Annotated in this window: 19 protein-coding genes; 4 read left to right on the top strand and 15 right to left on the bottom strand. The window is 64.2% G+C overall.

Annotated features, from left to right (window positions below; all coding sequences use genetic code 11):
* Nucleotides 1-132 precede the first annotated feature (132 nt).
* Complete coding sequence (gene hpnH / locus LJ656_RS14170; RefSeq protein WP_230510034.1) at nucleotides 133-1,287, bottom strand: adenosyl-hopene transferase HpnH; 1,155 nt, start codon at nucleotides 1,285-1,287, stop codon at nucleotides 133-135.
* A 10-nt stretch (nucleotides 1,288-1,297) separates the two neighbouring features.
* Entirely contained in the window at nucleotides 1,298-2,242 is a 945-nt protein-coding gene (gene ispH / locus LJ656_RS14165) for a 4-hydroxy-3-methylbut-2-enyl diphosphate reductase (protein ID WP_230510033.1), read from the bottom strand.
* A 340-nt stretch (nucleotides 2,243-2,582) separates the two neighbouring features.
* Between ispH and hpnC the strand changes: the two genes are divergently transcribed.
* On the top strand, nucleotides 2,583-3,449 hold the full coding sequence (gene hpnC, locus LJ656_RS14160; RefSeq protein WP_230510032.1) for a squalene synthase HpnC: 867 nt from the start codon (nucleotides 2,583-2,585) through the stop codon (nucleotides 3,447-3,449).
* Nucleotides 3,449-4,621, top strand: a complete 1,173-nt coding sequence (locus LJ656_RS14155) for a glycosyltransferase (protein ID WP_230510031.1) — start codon at nucleotides 3,449-3,451, stop codon at nucleotides 4,619-4,621. Before hpnC ends, LJ656_RS14155 begins: the two co-directional genes overlap by 1 nt.
* Before the next feature lie 125 nt (nucleotides 4,622-4,746).
* On the opposite strand, the gene LJ656_RS14150 is transcribed toward LJ656_RS14155, so the two are convergent.
* Both LJ656_RS14150 and hpnA read right to left on the bottom strand, forming a co-directional pair.
* Nucleotides 4,747-5,343: a hypothetical protein gene (locus tag LJ656_RS14150; protein ID WP_230510030.1), complete on the bottom strand. Its 597-nt coding sequence runs from the start codon at nucleotides 5,341-5,343 to the stop codon at nucleotides 4,747-4,749.
* Nucleotides 5,344-5,453: 110 nt separating this feature from the next.
* Nucleotides 5,454-6,464, bottom strand: a complete 1,011-nt coding sequence (hpnA, locus tag LJ656_RS14145; RefSeq protein ID WP_230510029.1) for a hopanoid-associated sugar epimerase — start codon at nucleotides 6,462-6,464, stop codon at nucleotides 5,454-5,456.
* A 136-nt stretch (nucleotides 6,465-6,600) separates the two neighbouring features.
* Between hpnA and LJ656_RS14140 the strand changes: the two genes are divergently transcribed.
* Entirely contained in the window at nucleotides 6,601-6,894 is a 294-nt protein-coding gene (locus LJ656_RS14140; protein WP_230510028.1) for an acylphosphatase, read from the top strand.
* Nucleotides 6,895-7,006: 112 nt separating this feature from the next.
* Here LJ656_RS14140 and egtD read toward each other — a convergent pair whose 3' ends face one another.
* Nucleotides 7,007-7,990: an L-histidine N(alpha)-methyltransferase gene (gene egtD / locus LJ656_RS14135; RefSeq protein WP_230510027.1), complete on the bottom strand. Its 984-nt coding sequence runs from the start codon at nucleotides 7,988-7,990 to the stop codon at nucleotides 7,007-7,009.
* Nucleotides 7,991-8,542: 552 nt separating this feature from the next.
* Here egtD and rarD point away from each other — a divergent pair.
* The gene (rarD, locus tag LJ656_RS14130) at nucleotides 8,543-9,439 is read left to right on the top strand and encodes an EamA family transporter RarD (protein WP_230510026.1); all 897 of its coding nucleotides are present in this window, start codon (nucleotides 8,543-8,545) and stop codon (nucleotides 9,437-9,439) included.
* 6 nt (nucleotides 9,440-9,445) lie between these two features.
* Here rarD and LJ656_RS14125 read toward each other — a convergent pair whose 3' ends face one another.
* From LJ656_RS14125 to LJ656_RS14080, 10 genes are all read right to left on the bottom strand, one after another.
* Entirely contained in the window at nucleotides 9,446-9,985 is a 540-nt protein-coding gene (locus tag LJ656_RS14125) for an Mpo1 family 2-hydroxy fatty acid dioxygenase (RefSeq protein ID WP_230510025.1), read from the bottom strand.
* A gap of 180 nt (nucleotides 9,986-10,165) precedes the next feature.
* Nucleotides 10,166-10,504 (bottom strand): hypothetical protein, encoded by a 339-nt coding sequence (locus LJ656_RS14120; RefSeq protein WP_230510024.1) that lies wholly within the window; start codon nucleotides 10,502-10,504, stop codon nucleotides 10,166-10,168.
* A gap of 271 nt (nucleotides 10,505-10,775) precedes the next feature.
* Nucleotides 10,776-11,165, bottom strand: coding sequence for a hypothetical protein (locus LJ656_RS14115; RefSeq protein WP_230510023.1), 390 nt, complete (start codon nucleotides 11,163-11,165; stop codon nucleotides 10,776-10,778).
* A 153-nt stretch (nucleotides 11,166-11,318) separates the two neighbouring features.
* A complete protein-coding gene (locus LJ656_RS14110) occupies nucleotides 11,319-13,739 on the bottom strand; it encodes a putative bifunctional diguanylate cyclase/phosphodiesterase (RefSeq protein ID WP_230510022.1) in 2,421 nt (806 codons plus the stop codon).
* A gap of 19 nt (nucleotides 13,740-13,758) precedes the next feature.
* Entirely contained in the window at nucleotides 13,759-14,484 is a 726-nt protein-coding gene (locus tag LJ656_RS14105) for a GGDEF domain-containing protein (RefSeq protein ID WP_230510021.1), read from the bottom strand.
* A gap of 1 nt (nucleotide 14,485) precedes the next feature.
* Nucleotides 14,486-14,881 (bottom strand): DUF1987 domain-containing protein, encoded by a 396-nt coding sequence (locus LJ656_RS14100; protein WP_230510020.1) that lies wholly within the window; start codon nucleotides 14,879-14,881, stop codon nucleotides 14,486-14,488.
* Between the two features lie 19 nt (nucleotides 14,882-14,900).
* Nucleotides 14,901-15,464: a SiaB family protein kinase gene (locus LJ656_RS14095; RefSeq protein WP_230510019.1), complete on the bottom strand. Its 564-nt coding sequence runs from the start codon at nucleotides 15,462-15,464 to the stop codon at nucleotides 14,901-14,903.
* 12 nt (nucleotides 15,465-15,476) lie between these two features.
* On the bottom strand, nucleotides 15,477-16,592 hold the full coding sequence (locus LJ656_RS14090; RefSeq protein WP_230510018.1) for a PP2C family protein-serine/threonine phosphatase: 1,116 nt from the start codon (nucleotides 16,590-16,592) through the stop codon (nucleotides 15,477-15,479).
* Between the two features lie 309 nt (nucleotides 16,593-16,901).
* On the bottom strand, nucleotides 16,902-17,162 hold the full coding sequence (locus tag LJ656_RS14085; RefSeq protein ID WP_230510017.1) for a hypothetical protein: 261 nt from the start codon (nucleotides 17,160-17,162) through the stop codon (nucleotides 16,902-16,904).
* Complete coding sequence (locus LJ656_RS14080) at nucleotides 17,155-17,904, bottom strand: DNA/RNA non-specific endonuclease (RefSeq protein WP_230510016.1); 750 nt, start codon at nucleotides 17,902-17,904, stop codon at nucleotides 17,155-17,157. The genes LJ656_RS14085 and LJ656_RS14080 overlap by 8 nt, the downstream gene beginning before the upstream one ends.
* Between the last annotated feature and the right edge of the window lie 252 nt (nucleotides 17,905-18,156).

The following is an 18,156-nucleotide window of genomic DNA, read 5'->3' as shown; positions in this document are numbered from 1 at the left end:
AGAAAAAGCGCGGCGGCCAATCTGGCCACCGCGCTTTTTTTATGCGCGAAGAATAATTGCTCGCGCTGCCGGCAGGCGAGGGCGGGTGAGCTCGTGCATGCCCGACCGCCTCGGCGCCGCTCGGCGTAACGCTCAGTGCGCCGCGGTCGCGGTCTGCACCTTCTTGCCGGTGCCGGCGCGCTGGATCTCTTCCAGCTTGATTTCGACGTGGCGCGAGAACACGTATTCGGCCGGACGCTGCTTGTCGAGCGGGATGTCCGGGGCGAACGCGCCGGTCGTTTTCGGGCCGCGCAGGCTGACCTTCAGCGCTTTCAGCGGATGCGCGACGGTGTCCATCACGGCCGTTGCTTCGAAACCGCAGTGGACCATGCAGTCGGCGCACTTTTCGTAGTTGCCGGTGCCGTACTTGTCCCAGTCGGTGGTTTCCATCAGTTCCTTGAAGGTCTTCACGTAACCTTCGCCGACCAGATAGCAGGGCTTCTGCCAGCCGAACACGGTACGCGCCGGGTTGCCCCACGGCGTGCATTCGTAGCTCTGGTTGCCGGCGAGGAAGTCGAGGAACATCGCCGACTGGCTGAACGACCAGTTTTTGCCGTTGTTGCCGCGCTTGAAGATTTCGCGGAACAGTTGCTTGGTCTTGTCGCGGTTCAGGAAGTGCTGCTGGTCCGGCGCGCGCTCATACGCATAGCCCGGCGACACCGTGATGCCGTCGACGCCCATCGGCCCGAGCGTGTCGAAGAACTTGGCGACGCGTTCCGGCTGTGCGTCGTTGAACAGCGTGCAATTGATGTTGACGCGGAAACCACGGCGCTTCGCTTCGCGGATCGCGGCGACGGCCTTCTCGTACACGCCTTCCTGCGAGACCGAGTGATCGTGCGCTTGCTGGTCGCCGTCGAGGTGAACCGACCAGACGAAGTACGGATTCGGCTCGTAGTCGTCCATCTTCTTTTCCATCAGCAGCGCGTTCGTGCACAGGTACACGAATTTCTTGCGCGCCATGATGCCCTTGACGATCTGCGGCATTTCCTTGTGCAGCAGCGGCTCGCCGCCGGCGATCGAGACCACCGGCGCGCCGCATTCGTCGACTGCCTGCAGGCATTCTTCGAGTGACAGACGCTGGTTCAGGATCGGATCCGGATAGTCGATCTTGCCGCAGCCGTTGCAGGCGAGATTGCAGCGGAACAGCGGCTCCAGCATCAGGGCGAGCGGATAGCGTTTGTTGCCGGAGAGGTGCTGGCGCATGATGTATGCGCCGACGCGGACTTTCTGTAGCAGCGGAATAGACAAGACGTCCTCCTTAAACTTCGCGTGCAGCGAGTGGTTGCATCAGCTTCGATGGCAACTTGAATTCGACTTTCTCTTCACGGCCCGCCATCGTCGTGACATCGACGGGCCCCAATGCGCGCAGCGCATCGATCACGTTTTCGACCATTTCCTCGGGCGCCGACGCGCCGGCTGTGATGCCGACCGTGCGCACGCCCGCGAACCATTCGGCCTTCACTTCCGAGCCGTCCGCGACGAGGTAGCTCGCCACGCCGCTCTCGCTGCCGATTTCACGCAGCCGGTTCGAGTTCGAGCTGTTGGTCGCGCCGACCACTAGCAGCACCTCGACGTCTTTCGACAGTTCGCGCACCGCGGCCTGGCGATTCTGCGTCGCGTAACAGATGTCGCGCGTGTCCGGGCCGACGATGTCGCTGAAACGGCGCAACAGCGCGTCGATGATGCCGCGCGTGTCGTCGACCGACAGCGTGGTCTGCGTGACGTACGCGAGCGGCGCGTCGAGCGGCAGATCGAGCGTCGCGACTTCCGCTTCGCTCTGTACCAGCAGCACCTTGCCGGGAATCTGCCCGATCGTGCCTTCGACTTCCGGGTGACCCGCGTGACCGATCAGGACCAGCGTGCGGCCCGCGGCGACATACTGGCGCCCCTGCACGTGAACCTTGGTAACGAGCGGACAGGTCGCGTCGAGCACGTCGAGACCGCGTGCTTCCGCGTCGCGTTCGACGGTTTGCGCGACGCCATGCGCGCTGAATATGGCAACCGCGCCTTGCGGGACTTCATCGAGTTCTTCGACGAAACGCGCGCCTTTCTGGCGCAGATTGTCCACAACGTGACGGTTATGGACAATCTCGTGGCGGACGTACACGGGCGCGCCGTGTTGCTGTAACGCCCGATCGACGATTTCGATTGCGCGGACAACGCCCGCACAAAAACCGCGGGGCTGAGCAAGGATGACTCGCATAAGTTGGCGAACTCCGACAGACGCGGGTTTCGAATAAGTCACCACTGACTTCTCGCCGCGCTCGTCATGATTAGTTGACGTCTTGAGCCCCGGCGACCGGCCGGTACAGCAAAACCAAAACGCGCATTCTAACGCTATCGGGGCCGCTTTGCTTTTTGACGCGACCCGTGTGTTGGGCGCTAGCCGCACCTGGAGCGGGTTTCGGCGCGCCGTGCCAGGGGCGCCCTGAGGATGTCACCGGGATGTCCCATACTGCAGCGCAACGGCGGAACCCTTAAACTACCGATCCTTGCGGCGTGCATAAAGCGCCGTATTACAGAATGGTTTCGAGGCTCGCTGGATGGACGTCGATCAATACGAAAACTTTCCGATCGCGAGCGTGTTGCTGCCGAAGGCGCTGCGCGCGCCAATCGGCATTATCTACCAGGTTGTGCGCACCGCGGCCGATATCGCCCAGGACGGCGAGTCGAACGCCGCCGAGCGGCATGCGCGGCTCGCCGATTTCCGCGCCGGGCTCGACGCGCTCGCGCAGCGGCGCGCGGCGCCCGTGCATGCGCTGATGTTCGGCAAGCTGGCCGGCGTGATCGCGCAATATAAGCTGCCGCTCCAGCCGTTTTACGATCTCCTCGACGGCTGTGCGCAGGACATCGATACCGGCCGTTACGAGGATCGCGCGGCGCTGATCGATTATTGCCGGCGTTCCGCGCATCCGGTCGGGCATCTGATGCTGCATCTGATCGGCGCGGCCACGCCGCAAAATCTTGCCGATGCCGATGCAATCTGCACTGCTTCGCAACTGATCAGCTTCTGGCTCGACGTCGCCGACGACTGGCAGCGCGAGCATATATATCTGCCGCAGGCCGATATGCGGCGCTTCGGCGTGACCGAGGCCCATATCGCCAACGGTATTGCCGATGACGCATGGCGCGCGCTGATGGCGCATGAGGTCGCGTTCGTGCGCGCAACCCTGGTGCGCGGCGCGCCGCTCGCGCTGCGCATGCCGGGGCGGCTCGGCATCGAGCTGAGCGGCGCCGTGCACGCGGGCCTACGATTTCTCGAACGCATCGAGCGCGCGGATTACGATGTGTTCCGCGCGCGCCCGGTGCTCACTCCGTTCGACTGGTGCGTGGTGGCGGCGCGCACCGTGGCGATGCAATTGTCCAGACGCGTCGGTGTGGCGGCGCGCTCAATCGAGGGTAAGGCTTAATGGCGGCGGTCCTGTTCATTCTTTCGTGTGTTTCCCTGCTGATCTGGGGCGTGCTGCTGTTCGCGCGCGGAGGTTTCTGGCGCGCGCGCCCGGCCGCGCCGCTGACGGTCGCGCCGCGCGTCAATTGGCCGGCGGTCGCCGCGGTGGTGCCGGCGCGCAATGAAGTCGATGTGATCGCCGAGGCGGTCACGTCGCTGCTCAAGCAGGACTATCGCGGCGCGTTCCATGTGATCGTCGTCGACGACCACAGCTCGGACGGCACCGCCGACGCGGCCCGCGCCGCCGCGTTGCAGCTGCAGTGCCCGGAGCGCCTCACGGTGCTCGGGGCGAAGCCGCTGCCGCCGGGCTGGTCCGGCAAGGTGTGGGCGCAGTCGCAAGGCATCGAGGCGGTGCGAACGCTCGGCCTGCCCGCCGACTTCCTGCTGCTCACCGATGCCGACATCGGCCATCCACCCGAGGCGCTCACGCAACTGGTCGCGCGCGCGGACGCCGAAAAGCGCGATCTGGTCTCGCTGATGGTGCGGCTGCGCTGCGATTCGTTCTGGGAAAAGGCGCTGATTCCGGCCTTCGTGTTCTTCTTCGCGAAGCTGTATCCGTTCGCGTGGGTCAACAATCCGCGCAATCGCACCGCGGCGGCGGCGGGCGGCTGCATGCTGGTGCGCCGCAAGGCGCTCGAGGAAGCGGGCGGGATCGAGTCGATCCGTGCTGAGCTGATCGACGATTGCAGCCTTGCCGCGCGTATCAAGCATCGCGGCACCGGCCGTCATCCGATCCGTCTCGACGTCGCCGCGAACAGCGTGTCGCTGCGGCCGTACGACAGCTGGCGCGAGATCTGGAACATGATCGCGCGCACAGCGTTCACGCAGCTGCGCTATTCGCCGCTGCTGCTCGCGGGCACGCTTGCGGGGATGGCGATCATCTATCTGTTGCCGCCGCTCGCGGCACTCGTGCTCGGGCCGCTCGGCTGGCCGGCCTGGCTCGCGTGGGCGGCGATGTGCTGCGCGTATGCGCCGATGCTCGCCTACTATCGGCGCTCGCCGCTGTGGGCGCCGTTCCTGCCGCTCGTCGCGCTGTTTTATGTCGGCGCGACGTTCGCGTCGGCGGTGCGTTACTGGCGCGGCAAGGGCGGGCAGTGGAAGGCGCGCGTGCAGGCGCCGGTGCAGGAGCGTTGATGTTTTGACGGCTGCGGTGGCGCCGCATCGATACGGCGCTGCGCGGCCCGGCATTGCCGGATCGACAGATACAAAAAAAGCGGCCCACACGGGCCGCTTTTCTTTTGCGTCACGCTTCGCGCGAATTACGCGTTGCTGAGCATCATGTACATCTGGATCACCACGTCCGGCGAGAACGTGAACGGCACCCAGCCGTGGCCGGTGTGGCGCATTACCAGCAGGCGGTCGCCGTTCGACTGCTTTTGCACCGCCATCATCGGATTCTTTGTCGACACGAACTGCCAGCCCGGTGGGATCGCGGGCGGCTGCTCGGGTGTCATCGACGCGCGCGCGTTCGACAGCTCCTCGATCAGCCGGCCGATCTGCTCCGGACGCAGCGCGACCATCTGGTTGCCGATGGTCATCGTGATTTCGTCGCGCGCCGGGCGGTTGATTTCGAGCGTCGGCTGGATTTGCGGGGCGGATGGATCGGTGGCGGCCGCGGCTTGCTGCGCGTTGTCGTCTACCGGGTTCGCGTCCGCGTTTGCATCCGCGTTTGCGTCCGCGTTTTCCACGGCGGCTGCTGCGTTTTCGACAGTCGCGTCGGCATGCTCCACCGCCGCGTTTGACGCAGCCGCGTGAGCGGGTGTCTCGGGAATGTTTTCGGCCTGCGTGGCCACGACAGCCTGAATGAGCTGATCGACGCCCATTTCCAGCGCGCCGAGCTGTTCGTGAAGATTCATGCGAGGGTTCTCTTGTAAGACCCGCGATTTTACCTGCTGCGTGATGGCTTGCGCCCTTCGCTGTCGCGGGACTTGTAACAAATTGCTTACGGATACGCGTGTTTTTCCGCCTAGCCGTTCAGATAGCCCGCCTGCCGGAACCATTCGAGCGCATCGGCGAGCCCTTCGCGATACGGCCGCGCGCGATAACCCAACTCGCGCTGCGCCTTCGCCGACGAAAAATACATCTTGTTCTTCGACATTTTCAGGCCGTCGACGGTCACGAACGGTTCGCGCTTCGTGAACTTCGCGACCGCTTCGGCGCCCATCGCGAGCGGATACAGCGGCCAGCGCGGCAGGCTGATGGTCGGCGCCTTGCGCCCGGTCAGCGCGGCGATGTCGGCGAGCATCTGCTGCAGCGGCAGATTTTCGCCGCCGAGAATGTAGCGCTCGCCGATCTTGCCGCGTTCGAGCGCGAGGAAATGGCCGGCCGCGACGTCGTCGACGTGCACGAGGTTCAGGCCGGTATCGACGAACGCCGGAATCTTGCCGAGCGCCGCTTCGAGGATGATCCGGCCGGTCGGCGTCGGCTTCACGTCGCGCGGGCCGATCGGCGTGGACGGGTTGACGATCACGGCGGGCAGCCCGTCTTCGGCGATCATCCGCTCGACCGCGCGCTCGGCCAGCACCTTGCTGCGCTTGTATACGCCGATCGCCTGATCGGCTTTGAGCGGCGAGGTTTCGTCGGCGGACTGGCCGGAGCTGGTCACCTTCAGCGTCGCGACGCTGCTCGTGTAGACGATCCGCTCGACGCCTTCCTTCAGCGCCGCGCGCATCGTCGCCTCGGTGCCTTCCAGATTCGCGCGTTCGATCTCGCCCGGGTCCGGCGCCCACAGCCGGTAATCGGCGGCCACGTGCAGCAGATAGCGCACCCCGCGCAGCGCGTTGCGCATCGACGCTTCGTCGCGCATGTCGCCGACGGCGATTTCCGCATCGAGCGCTTCGAGGTTCTTGCGCGGACTCGTTGCGCGCACCAGCACGCGGACCTTGAAGCCCTTGCTCTGCGCGATGCGCGCCACCGACGAGCCGACGAAGCCGGACGCGCCGGTCACCAGCACGAGATCGCGATTCTGTTCGGTCATGTGTTTTCATCTCCTGCGTCACGGACGACGGATTGTACGTGGCGCGCGCCCGGCTGCGGGTTGTCGCGCACGCTCGCCGCGACGCGACTAGAATGCCGGCTTGAAACACAGTCAGGCATCGAAAGGAGGTAGCGGCATGGCCCCGGATCTGGACGAACGGATCGAAACTTATTACGTGCGAGTGCGCGGCATCGTGCAGGGCGTCGGCTTTCGGCTCGCCACCGTGCGCCAGGCGCACGCGCTGGGCATCAAGGGATACGTCGCGAATCTCGAGGACGGCTCGGTCGAGGCGCTGTTGCAGGGACCGGCGAATCAGATCGACCGGATGCTGTCGTGGCTGCGTCATGGACCGCCGGCGGCGCGCGTGACCGACGTGCACGGCGAAGAACGCGCGATGGATAAACGCTACGAGCGTTTCGAGCAGCATTGAGCGGCGTGGCGACGACGTAGACGCACCGGGCTCTGAAAAACAGGCGGCGCGCCGTTCGCGAGAATGGCGCGCCGCTTTGTCGTTGACGCGGCGCTTGCCGCAGCATCAGCCGTTAGCTTGCCACCAGCAAACTCTCGGCAAAGCCCCACTGATCTTCGATCCACTGATGGCTGCACACGAAGCCGGCGTCATCGGCGATCGCGGGCAATTCCTCCGCGCGATATTTGTGGCTGCTCTCGGTCCAGATCGTCTCGCCCTGTTTCATCGACACCGTCAGTTGCGCGGCGCCCACGTGCGCGGTGAGGTCGTGTTTCGCGCGCAGATGCATCTCGATGCTGCGCGCGTCCGGATTGAAGCGCGCGACGTGCTCGAACGAGTCGAGCGGGAAATCGCCGTCGAGTTCGCGGTTGATGCGCGCGAGCAGGTTTAGATTGAAGGCGGCGGTGACGCCGACCGCGTCGTCGTACGCGGAGATCAGCACCGGAGTCGGCTTGATCAGGTCGGTGCCGAGCAGCAGCGCGTCGCCGGGCGCGAGCATGTTGCGGATGTCGCGCAGAAAACGGGTCGCCGCGAGCCGGCCGAAATTACCGATCGTGCTGCCGAGAAACAGCACCAGCAGCCGGTCGCCTTTCGCGCGCTGCCGGCTCACTTCCGCGAGGCCAGCCAGATAGTCGCGCTCGTAACCGACGATCGAAATCCTTTCGATGTCGCCGAGTTCGCGCCGGCACAACTGCAATGCGCTGCGCGAAATTTCAATCGGGCAGTAAGAAGTAGGGCGTTTTTTACACAGTGCTTCGAGAATGCGGCGGGTTTTGCGGCCGCTGCCGCTGCCGAGTTCGGCAACCGTCACGTCGTGCGGCAGATGCTCGACGATGTCGGCCGCGTGCTTCGTCAGCAAGCGTTCTTCGGCGCGCGTCACCCCATATTCGGGCAATACGGTAATCACTTCAAAAAGCGCGGAGCCGACTTCGTCGTACAGATACTTCGACGGCAGCTCTTTTTGCGGCGAGTGGGTGAGGCCGGCGTGCACGTCGGCGGCGAACGCGCGGCGCAGGTCGGAAGGCGAGGTGCTAAGCGATAGGGCTGGCTGGGTCATGCTGGCTCCAGGAGTCACATTCGATGAGCGGGATAGCTGCCGGGGTCGCATACGCGCTGTGGCGCGGTTCACGCATGCGGTGGGCGAGAAGCGCGGGCATGTCGGCGTGGCGATCTGATCAACTGCGTTCAGGACTGCCAGCGTCGGCCCGGCTCGTGAGTGCTGCCAGCGCCGTCGCGAGTCGGGCGGCGACGGCGTGCGATGCTTTGGTAGCAAGATTCACGCGCGCGGCGGGCGGCAATCCGGTTCGCGCCGCCGCGACGCATAAGGTTATGTTCTAGTGCATCGACGCGCGATACGCACGACTAATTAGAACAGCTTTGCGGTCGCTTTGCAGTCGTTCGACCAAAAAGCGCCGACCCGGGCTACGGGCAACCCGTCTAGAATGCCCGTTCCGTATTCAGAACAACGTCACCGCGCGACGGCGCCGCAACCACAGCGCAGCGCTCGCGTGCTCACGAGACAGCCCTTTTCGATGACTACCACGAACGCCGCGTGGCCCGCTCGCATGCCGCGGACCCGCACTCTTTCGCCTGCGCCACGGACCGCCCGATGAATCACAACGACTTCAGGCGCGGCATTGCGTTGTCGGTCGGAGCGTCGGCGCTGTTCGCCTTACTGTCCGCTTACGCGACGCTGCTCAAACCGCTTTCCGGCCTCGACATCTTCGCGTGGCGAATCGTCTGGACCGTGCCCGGCGCGTTGCTGCTGGTCGCGCTGCGTGGCCGTCTGCCGATTCTGCGCCAACTGCTTGAACGAATGATGACGCGGCCGAAACTCGGCGGCGCGCTGGTCGTCGCGGCCGCGTTGCTCGGCGTGCAGTTGTGGCTGTTTCTCTGGGCGCCGCTGCATGGACGCATGCTCGAAGTGTCGCTCGGCTATTTCCTGCTGCCGCTGGTGATGGTGTTGGTCGGGCGTTTTCACTATCGCGAGCGGCTCGAGGTGTTGCAGTGGCTCGCGATCGCGTGCGCGGCGCTCGGCGTCGCTCACGAACTGTGGGTGACCGGCGCGTTCTCGTGGCCGACGCTGGTCGTCGCGCTCGGCTATCCGCCATATTTCGTGCTGCGCCGGCGGCTCAACGAGGATTCGCTCGCGATGTTCACCGTCGAGATGGCGCTGCTGTTGCCGGTGGCCGTCGTGTTCATCGTGAGCGGCGGCTCGCTGCATGCGATCGCCGGACGCGCGGAAATGTGGTGGCTGCTGTTGCCGGGACTCGGCGCGTTGAGCACGCTCGCGCTCGCGTCGTATCTGAAGGCGAGCCGGATGCTGCCGGTCGCTCTGTTCGGCATTCTCGGTTATGTGGAGCCGGTGCTGCTGGTGCTGGTGTCGGTGACGCTGTTGCGCGAAACGCTCAGCGCCGCTCAATTCGCCACGTATGTACCGATCTGGATCGCGGTCGGGTTGACCGCGCTGCATAGCGTGCGCTTCATTCGCTTCGCGTCGAATTGAGCGGGCTCAGCGATGTGCTTCGCTGGCCGCCGCGTTGATACGGGTCGGCCCCACCTGCGCTTCGATCGCCTCGCGCAACTCGGGCCGCCAGCCGATCCCGAACAGCGCTTCCGCCAGCACGAACAGCGGTCCGATCAACAGGCCGATCACGTCGTCGACGAAGGCCGGCTTGCGATGCTCGTACGCGACATGGCCGACGAACTGGAACGCCCAGCCGATCACGAACAGACCGATGCCGGTCGCGAGCCACACGAGCGTGCTTTGCGCGCTGACCCACTCGCCGAACGCCACGCACAGCGCGGACACGCAGGCCATCAATACGCCTAGCGGCACGTCGAGCGCGAGGTAGTAGACGGTCGCCGCGACGAACAGCAGCCACGCCGGCGACAGCGTGACCGGCAGCAGGCCGGCGCCGAAGGCAGGGCGGCTCAGCAGCACCGCGAGCGCCAGCACGATCAGCGGAATGCCGACGAAGTGCGTGGCGATATTGCGCCGGTCGCGATGGTAGGCCGCGTATTGGGTCAGTTGCTCGGTCAGCGTTCTCATCAATGCCGCTCCAAGGTTAAAGCCAGCATATCATCGACCCTGGTACGCGATGCCGTCCATCATCGAGCGTTTTTCATCGAATGAGTTGGCTGCGCTGCTCGCGCGCAGCGCGTGGTTTCGCGCGGCGCCCGTCGCGATGCAGACGCAATTGGCTACTGTTGCGGCGCGTGCCGGACGCAACTAATGCGTGCTTGCAACGGCCTTGCCCACGCGGCGCGTCAACGCACCGATCGTCGCGGCGGGCAACGTCGCGAGCAACGTGTGCAACGTAAAGTCGAGATCTTCACGCGCGATGTCGAGTTGCGCGCGAATTTCGCCGCGTACCGTTTCAGTACCGACCACATAGACGCCGAGCGGCGAATGCAGCAGTACACGTAATTGTGGCACTGGCAACACTACGTGCAACAGCGCGCGTGTCGCGCGAAACGCAATGACATTGTTGTTGCTGTGTTGAACCTGCTGCGGAGTGGCGGATTGCACCGCCGGCCGGTCGAGCGATTGCGTGAGCGTGAGAGCCATTTGATACCGCGTCTGGGGGACGCGACAGTGAGTTGGAACAGTTGGAGGGTAAACCCCTGCGCGTAAACGCGGTGCAAAGATTCGCACTCGAGTCGGTAAAAAGATACGGTGTTCGAAACGATTTCGAGCACTGTCACGAGGCGTGAGAAAAAGCGCAGAAAAAAAGGCGAGTCATACGACTCGCCCTCCCTGAACGGCACAGCCCGGCTTCGATTGGCTTGTTATTTCAACCGCATTTGCACGGCCGGTAAGCGCCGGAACCGGTCACGTGTTATTGCGTTTTCGTCGCGCCGGTTTGTGCGCCGTCGGCTTTTGCCGGGGCAGTGCTGGCCTCTTTCGCGCTCTCCGTCTTGTTCTTTGCATCGCTCGTTTCGACGGCTTTCTTCTCGCTGGACTTATGGGTCTTCGTCGTGTGGGCGGAAGTCTTCTTCACGTGCTTGTGCGCACTGGTAGCGGCGGGCGCCTTGGTCGTCGTCGCGGTCGCGCTGTCCTTGGTCGCGCCGGTGCTCGCCTTCAGATTCGCCTGACCGGCGGCGGGCGACTGCGCGGCTTGCGCGGCAGGCGCCGCTTGTGCGGGCTGGGCGGTGGACGGCGCGGCCGTTTGAGCGAATGCGGTCGACACGAGCAGAGCGGAAGCAACAGCGGCGAAAAGCGTCTTCATGATGTAACTCCTGGTTGAATCGTTAGATTCGTTTGTCGCGGCTGAAATCATTTCAGCGCGCTGCCGGTATAACGTGGGCCGGGATGCAGGAGTTGACGCGATGCTGGTGACAAAACGTAACTAGTGCGTCAGCGCGGATACAAGTCGAAGACGCTAAAAAGTAGCGACCGCGGTGTCGCCGAGCATCCGCGCCAGATCGTCGGGCGACACCGCCGGACTGAACAGGAACCCTTGCGCGACAGAGCAGCCGTGGCGGACCAGAAACTCGCGTTGCACGTCGAGTTCGACCCCTTCGGCCACCACGTCGAAGCTCAGCGTTTCGGCAATCGCGATGATCGCCAGCGACAGCGCTTCGAGTTCCGAGTCCTTGCCGATCTCGCAGACGAACGCGCGATCGATCTTGATCCGGTCGACGCTGAAGCGCTTCAGATAGCTGAGGCTCGAATAGCCGGTGCCGAAGTCGTCGATTGCGATCGACACACCGAGCGCGCGCAGTTCGCGCAGCACCCGCTGCGCTTCCTCGGCGTTGCGCATCAACGCGCCCTCGGTGACTTCGAGTTCGAGCAGGTGCGCGGGCCACCCGGCTTCGTCGAGCGCGGCGCGCACCACGCCCGGCAAATCGGTGCGCTCGAGTTGCAGCGGCGATACGTTGACCGACACGCGCATCGCCGGCAGACCCGCGCGCACCCATGCCTTCGCCTGCAAACAGGCCTGCCGCAGAACCCAGGTGCCGATGCTCTGGATCAGACCGGTTTCCTCGGCGAGCGGAATGAACACGGCCGGCGAGACCTCGCCGAGTTCGCTGTCATGCCAACGCAACAGCGCTTCCGCGCCGACGATGCAGCCGGTTTCCATATCGATCTGCGGTTGATACACGAGGCGCAATTCATCGGCTTTCGCCGCGCGCCGCAGCCGCGTGGTGAGTCGCAATTTCTCGGCGACGGCCCGGCTCAATTCCGGCTTATAGAACTGATAGCGGTTGCGGCCGCGCGATTTCGCCGCGTACAGCGCGGCATCCGCATTGCGAGTGAGCAGGTCCGGCTTCGCGCCATCCTGTGGCGACGTGCTGACGCCGATGCTCACTTCGAGATACAGCTCGTGCTCGCCGATGCTGTACGGCTCGCTCATTTCGCGAATCAGGCGGTCGAGCATCCCGGTCAGTTGCGCCGCGTCCGAACGTTCGGCGACGATCACGAATTCATCGCCGCCGTAACGCGCGACGAAATCCGTCGCGCGCAGCAGCCGCTGAAGCCGTCGCGCGACCGCCTTCAGCAGCAGATCGCCGATCCGGTGGCCGAGCGAATCGTTGACCTCCTTGAAGCGGTCGAGATCGAGAAACAGCACCGAAACGTGTTGGCCCGTCGTCGCCGCGCGCAGCAGCGACTCGCCGAGATATTCGCCGAGCAGCACCCGGTTCGGCAGGTCGGTCAATGCATCGTAGCGGGCCTGATGTTCGAGTCTTTCGTGGTACTGAATCAGCGTCGTCACATCGACCATCACGGCCATCGTCGCCGGACGGCCGTCGAGTTCGATGCGCAAATGATGCACTTCCATCGACAGCCGGTTGCCGGCGCGGGTGCGATAGACCCAGATGCCGGCCGATTGCGTCGCGTGCCGCCACTGCTCGATCCGGCGCTCGCGCAGTTGCGGCAACTGCCCGAGCACCTGCTCGACGCGCAGCTCGTTCAGCGACATTCCGAGCAACTGCTGCTGCGTGTAACCGAAATCGCGTTGCGCGCTGGCATTGGCCGCGATGATTTTCTGGGTCTCGTCGTCGGTGACCCAGATCGGCAACGGGTGCCCTTCGAAAAACCGCTGGTAGCGCGAGCGCACTTCTTCGGTTTGATGCAGCGAGCGGCGCAGATGGGAGCCGATCCGCCCATTCCAGCGAATCAGCGCAAGCAGCAGCACCGCGGCAACGACGCCGCAACTCAACAGCACGCGCGTAAACCACTTCGCGTCGAGCGACGATTTGCTGACGACCGAGTCGACTTTCGCGTCGGCCGCCAGTCGCACGTCGACAACTCGCTCCAGCACGTTATAGAAGTACGCGTCGATTTCCTCGAGTTGCGGATCGCCCATCGCGACGCTGCCAGGACGGTCCGCGACCTTGCGCGCGAGACCGAAGCTAAGCTCGCTGAGCCGGCCGATCATGTCGTCGAGCTCCGAGAGCCGCGACACGCACACGTGATTTTCGCTGCAGCTATCGCGCGCGTCGCGCGTCAACGCGAGCAGCGCGGACATCGGAAAGTCGTAGGCCGCGCGCTTGTAGAGCGGCACCGTCGCGATCGATGTGTAGAGGGTCGCGTGTTCGTCGAGCATCAGTTGCTGCAACTGGTCGAGATCGTGACGCAGGCGCCCGGACGCCTGGATCGTGCGCAGCGCACTGTCCTGTTCGCTGCTTTGGAGCAGCGCGAGGAACGTGCTCGTCGCGATCACGGCGAGAATCGCCAGCACGGCGATCAGCGTGCAGGCCTTGCGCGCAACGTCGGAGCGCAGCGCGCTCGCCTGCGCGTCGAGGCGGCGCGACGGCGAACCGGACCGTCCGAAGAGTGAATGTTTAGGTGGCTGCATCGTGGGTCTGCCTGTCCGCCTAGCGGTCGGCAAATTCCACGCGATTGCGCCCGCCCCGCTTGGCCCGGTACAACGCCGCGTCGGCGAGGCCATAGGCGGTGTCGAAGCTGGTACCCGCCGCGTTGACGCTGACGCCGAAGCTGGCCGTGATGCGTCGCTCGACCGGCGCGACCACCAGCGAATCGCTGATCGCCGCGCGCATGCGCTCGGCCAGCAGCGCGCCGTCGGCGGCCTCGCGACCCGGCAGCAGCACGGTGAATTCCTCGCCGCCCACCCGGCCGATGAAGCCCGCATCGCCGACAATCCGCCGCAGACAGTCGACCACGCCGAGAATCACCGCGTCGCCGGTCGGATGGCCGTAGTCGTCGTTGATGCGCTTGAACTCGTCGATGTCGAGAATCACCATCACCGCGCTCTCGGTGCGCAACACTTTCGCGGTCCGCTCGATTACCGCGCTGCGGTTGAGCACGCCGGTCAACGCATCGTGCGACGCGCGATACGCGAGCTGCTGCGCGAGCGCCTGCATCTCGCGTTCGGCGCGGTCACTGCGGCCGATCAGCCGGCGCGTCTCGCGCATCAGTCGCTGGAAGTGCTCGATCAGCTCGCCTAACGACTGGCGATAGTCGGCGGCTCCCGCGGCGGCGCTCGCATGCATCGCGCGTGCTTTGTCGAGCGCCGCGCTTTCGTTCCGGAACAGATCGGGCGCGTCGCTCGCGGCGGCGTCACGGGAAGAGGGCGAGCGCACGTCAGCGGCCCTGCTGCGCGACTGGACGATCGGTGAATTCGATCGCCTGGAAGTCGGCCTTCAGTTCTTCGCCGAATTCGGCGATCGTCTCGTCTTCCTCGTCGCGATACCAGTTCATTGCGACGCGGTTGCCCGCTTGCGCGGCTTCGTCCAGCGCGTCGAAGATGCTGAACAGCATCTTGGTGCTAGAACTGTTGAAGTAGGTGAGCGCGACGTCGATCGTGATTTCAGCGTCGTTATTGGCTGCGAGATACGCGCGCAATTGTTCGATGACCGGCGCGTAGAAAGCGGCCGCGTTTTCGGGGTAAGACTCGCCCTTGATCGACAACGCGTGCTGGTCGAAACGAAAGTCGACTTCGGGCGAGGTCGGCGTGGCGGAGATGTACAGGTTTTCCATGGTTCGTGCGCGTTCCTGCTCAGATGATGGCCATGAGGCAAAACAGCGTGGTGCCGGGTTCGTCGGCACGCGGATGAAAGGCGAATTCGAGCGGTGCGCTCGCATCGCGCGCCATCGTCAGGAAGCCGAGTCCGGCGCCCTTGCTGTCTTTCGGCGTGTCGGTGCGCAACGACACCTTGTACGCCTGCTTGATTTCGTCGAGCGACATGTTGCGCAGCGGTTCGAGCCGGCTGCGCAGCGCGTCGACTTCTTCGGTTGCGATCGGATTCATGCACAACATGACGTGCCGCTCGCCGTGCTTCGAGATGCACACCGCGCCCTCGCGAATTGCGCCGGCTGTATCGCCGCCGGACTCCAGTGCGCTCGACGAGTAATGCACGATGTTCTGCGACAGTTCGATAAAGGACGAGAACAGCTTGCGGCGGGTCGGACCGCTGACGCCGGCCACTTCCAGCTGCAGTTTCACGACCTCGCCCATCGACGCGACGATGTTATTGGAGAAGAAGCCCTTGTGATAGAAGAGCACGTTGCGTCGCTGCGCGAGATCGAAAAAAGCGCTGTCTGATTCGAGTAGTTGGGACATTGCGGTAATTCGTTAGATGCGGGCACAGAAGAGCGTGACGTCGTCACGTCGGGGTTGGAGACCTTGCCATTGGGCGAGCGCGAGCCGCACCCGCTCGCAGATCGCGGCCGGGGTGTCGGCGCGGTGCTCGACGACCACGTCGAGCGCGCGGCGCCGGCCGAACGAAATATTGCGCGGGCCGCCGATCTGATCGCTGAGACCATCGGTGTAGATGAACAGCAGGCTGCCCGGCGTGACGGGAATCGAGCGCAGGTGCCATGCATAGTCCGCGTGGCTGTCCACGTAGCCGACGCCCATCCGGTCGGCCGCTATCGTTTCGAACTCGGCGGCTTCGGGTGGGAGGATGTGCGCCGCGATCCGCGCGCCGGCGAAGTGCAGTACGCGCTGCTCGGTATCGAACCAGAAGAGTGCGGTGTCCAGACCGTCGTTCGATTGGTTACCGGCGTCGCCGTCGTCGAGTTGGCCCAACTGGCTTTTGACGTTGCGATTGACCGCCGCGAGCAGCGCGGCCGGGTCGCGCGGACCGATCTGTTCCAGCGCCTTCGACAGTGACGCGGAAGCGAGCAAGGTCATGAACGCGCCCGGCACGCCGTGGCCGGTGCAATCGGCGACCGCACCGAACCAGCCCGACGGAAACGCCGCGAAATGATAGAAGTCGCCGCCCACTACATCGCGTGGTTCCCAGATCATCGCCGCGTCGCGCAGCTTCATCGACAGCGTTTCGCTGGACGCGCGCAGCATCGCGCGCTGGATCACGCTCGCGTACTCGATGCTCTGCATGATCTGGCGGTTCTTCTCCGCCTGCATTTCGGCCACCGCGCTAATCAGTTGCAGACCGCTGCCGAGACCCGAGAAGCGGCCGTCGCGCGTGACGATGAAGCCGTCGACCAGTGCTTTATCGCCGGCTTCGACCGTTCTGAACGCGAGCGCCTCAATACTGATGTCTGCATCGACGATCAGCGGCTCCTTGTCCATGAACGCGATGCAGCTTTTCTTGTCGTACAGCTCGCGATGAAACGGCCGGCTCATCTGCGACATGAAGATATCGCGATTGATCAGGCCGATCGGGCGCTGGTCGTCGATCACCGCGAGGCTCTGCATATCGCGCCGCGCGGAGAAGATTTCCATTACCAGCGCGTTCGGATCTCGAGCGTCTACCGATGGAACTTCCTGACACAAGTCACCGGCCGTGCGAGGGTTGCCTTGCGCGGACGAACGGCGAAAACTCGAGAACGCTGGATGCATGGCGGCGCCAGTCGAATGAAGAACAAGCCTCGCACGCTAAGGTTTCTATATGAACATTATGTGTCAGCGGCGGGCCTGATCGAGCTGGTGGCGCGAGATCGGTAAAAAGGCCGTCACGCAAAGGTTTGCGCGACGGCGGAGAGACTGGCGAAGGGTTAAGGGGTGGCGCAAATGCAACGCCGCCCCCTCGCATTATTGAAACGGATTTTGCGTGACGCCGGGCTTCTGATCGGGTTCGTCCTTCACCTTCGCCGGTAGATTCGCGTCGGCCTGCAGGCTCGCCACGATCGCATCGAGTGCTTCCTTCAACGCGAGCGCCGCTTTCAGTCCGCGCTGGTCGCGCGTCAGTTCGAGCGTGCCGTTCAGCACGACGCGGGTCGCGCCGTTGCTGAGCGTGAGCGCATCGCCCTGGATATTGAGCACGTCGTCATCGTTCGCATAGGGTTTAAACACCTTTCAGTCCTCCTGGTCGCTGGTCCTTGAGGTCTTCCGGAATGCCCGGAAAACGGATGCCCGATACCGCTTCGAGTTCGTGAATCGTGCGGATGTCGTAGCGATTGGTCGATACATTATCGACTACGATCGCGAACGCGAGGCGCCGCGACGGCACGTAGACGACCTTGTACAACTGGGTCGGCACGAACACGCGCGTCGGTCCTATGGTCTGCAATTGCTGACCGGAGAACATCGGACCGGTGACGACGTAGGTGTCGTCGTAAGAGAGTGCGATCTTGCGCACCGCGGTTTCGATGCGAGCCCACAATCGTTGGTTGTTCTGACGGTTTTGCGGCACGATGTTCGCGAGCGAGAACGATTGCGCCATCCCCTCGTCGTTCCAGCGATTGCCGGCCGGGCTCATATGACCGCGGTCGAAACCGCTGCGCTTGTAGTCGGCGAGCGTCGCGCCTTCGCCTTCGGGCAGGCGCGCGTCTTCGAAGAACTTGTTGGTGCGCACCATATCTTTCGCTTCTTCGATATGCGCGCGCGTCAGATGCTCGGCCGACCAGAGCGGGCCGTGCGTGATCCCCGAATGCAGTACCGCGAAATCGCTATAGCAGAGCAGGCGCGTTTTCGGCGCCATCTTCTGATTGCTGAGCACCGGCCATTGCGCATTCGGCGTGAACTGGGTGCAGGAAGGCGCCGCGCTCGCGTGAGCGGCGACGGCGAATAACAGACTGGCAAGCCACTTCTTCATGGGTCGGTTGATGGGTGGGTGGGGGCGAAAGTATAGCGGGGTGGCGGGGGGGTATTGGCGTGTGACCGCTGACCACCACCAACTCAACACAGGAGTTGACTTTGGCTGACGCCAATCTTGATCCGTTGCACGCTCATCCCGAACGACACGCCACCGTTCAGCAACACATGCGCTGGCGGCCTTCACCAGGTACCGTTCGGCCGCCTCGTCACCACCCCAAACGGAACAACCCCATAAACAACAGACCCAGCG

Origin of the sequence: Paraburkholderia sejongensis (assembly GCF_020880815.1) — a bacterium.
In the GTDB taxonomy this organism is placed as follows: domain Bacteria; phylum Pseudomonadota; class Gammaproteobacteria; order Burkholderiales; family Burkholderiaceae; genus Paraburkholderia; species Paraburkholderia sejongensis.
Note: the sequence above shows the minus strand (reverse complement) of the source record. Positions and strands in the feature narration are given on the sequence as shown.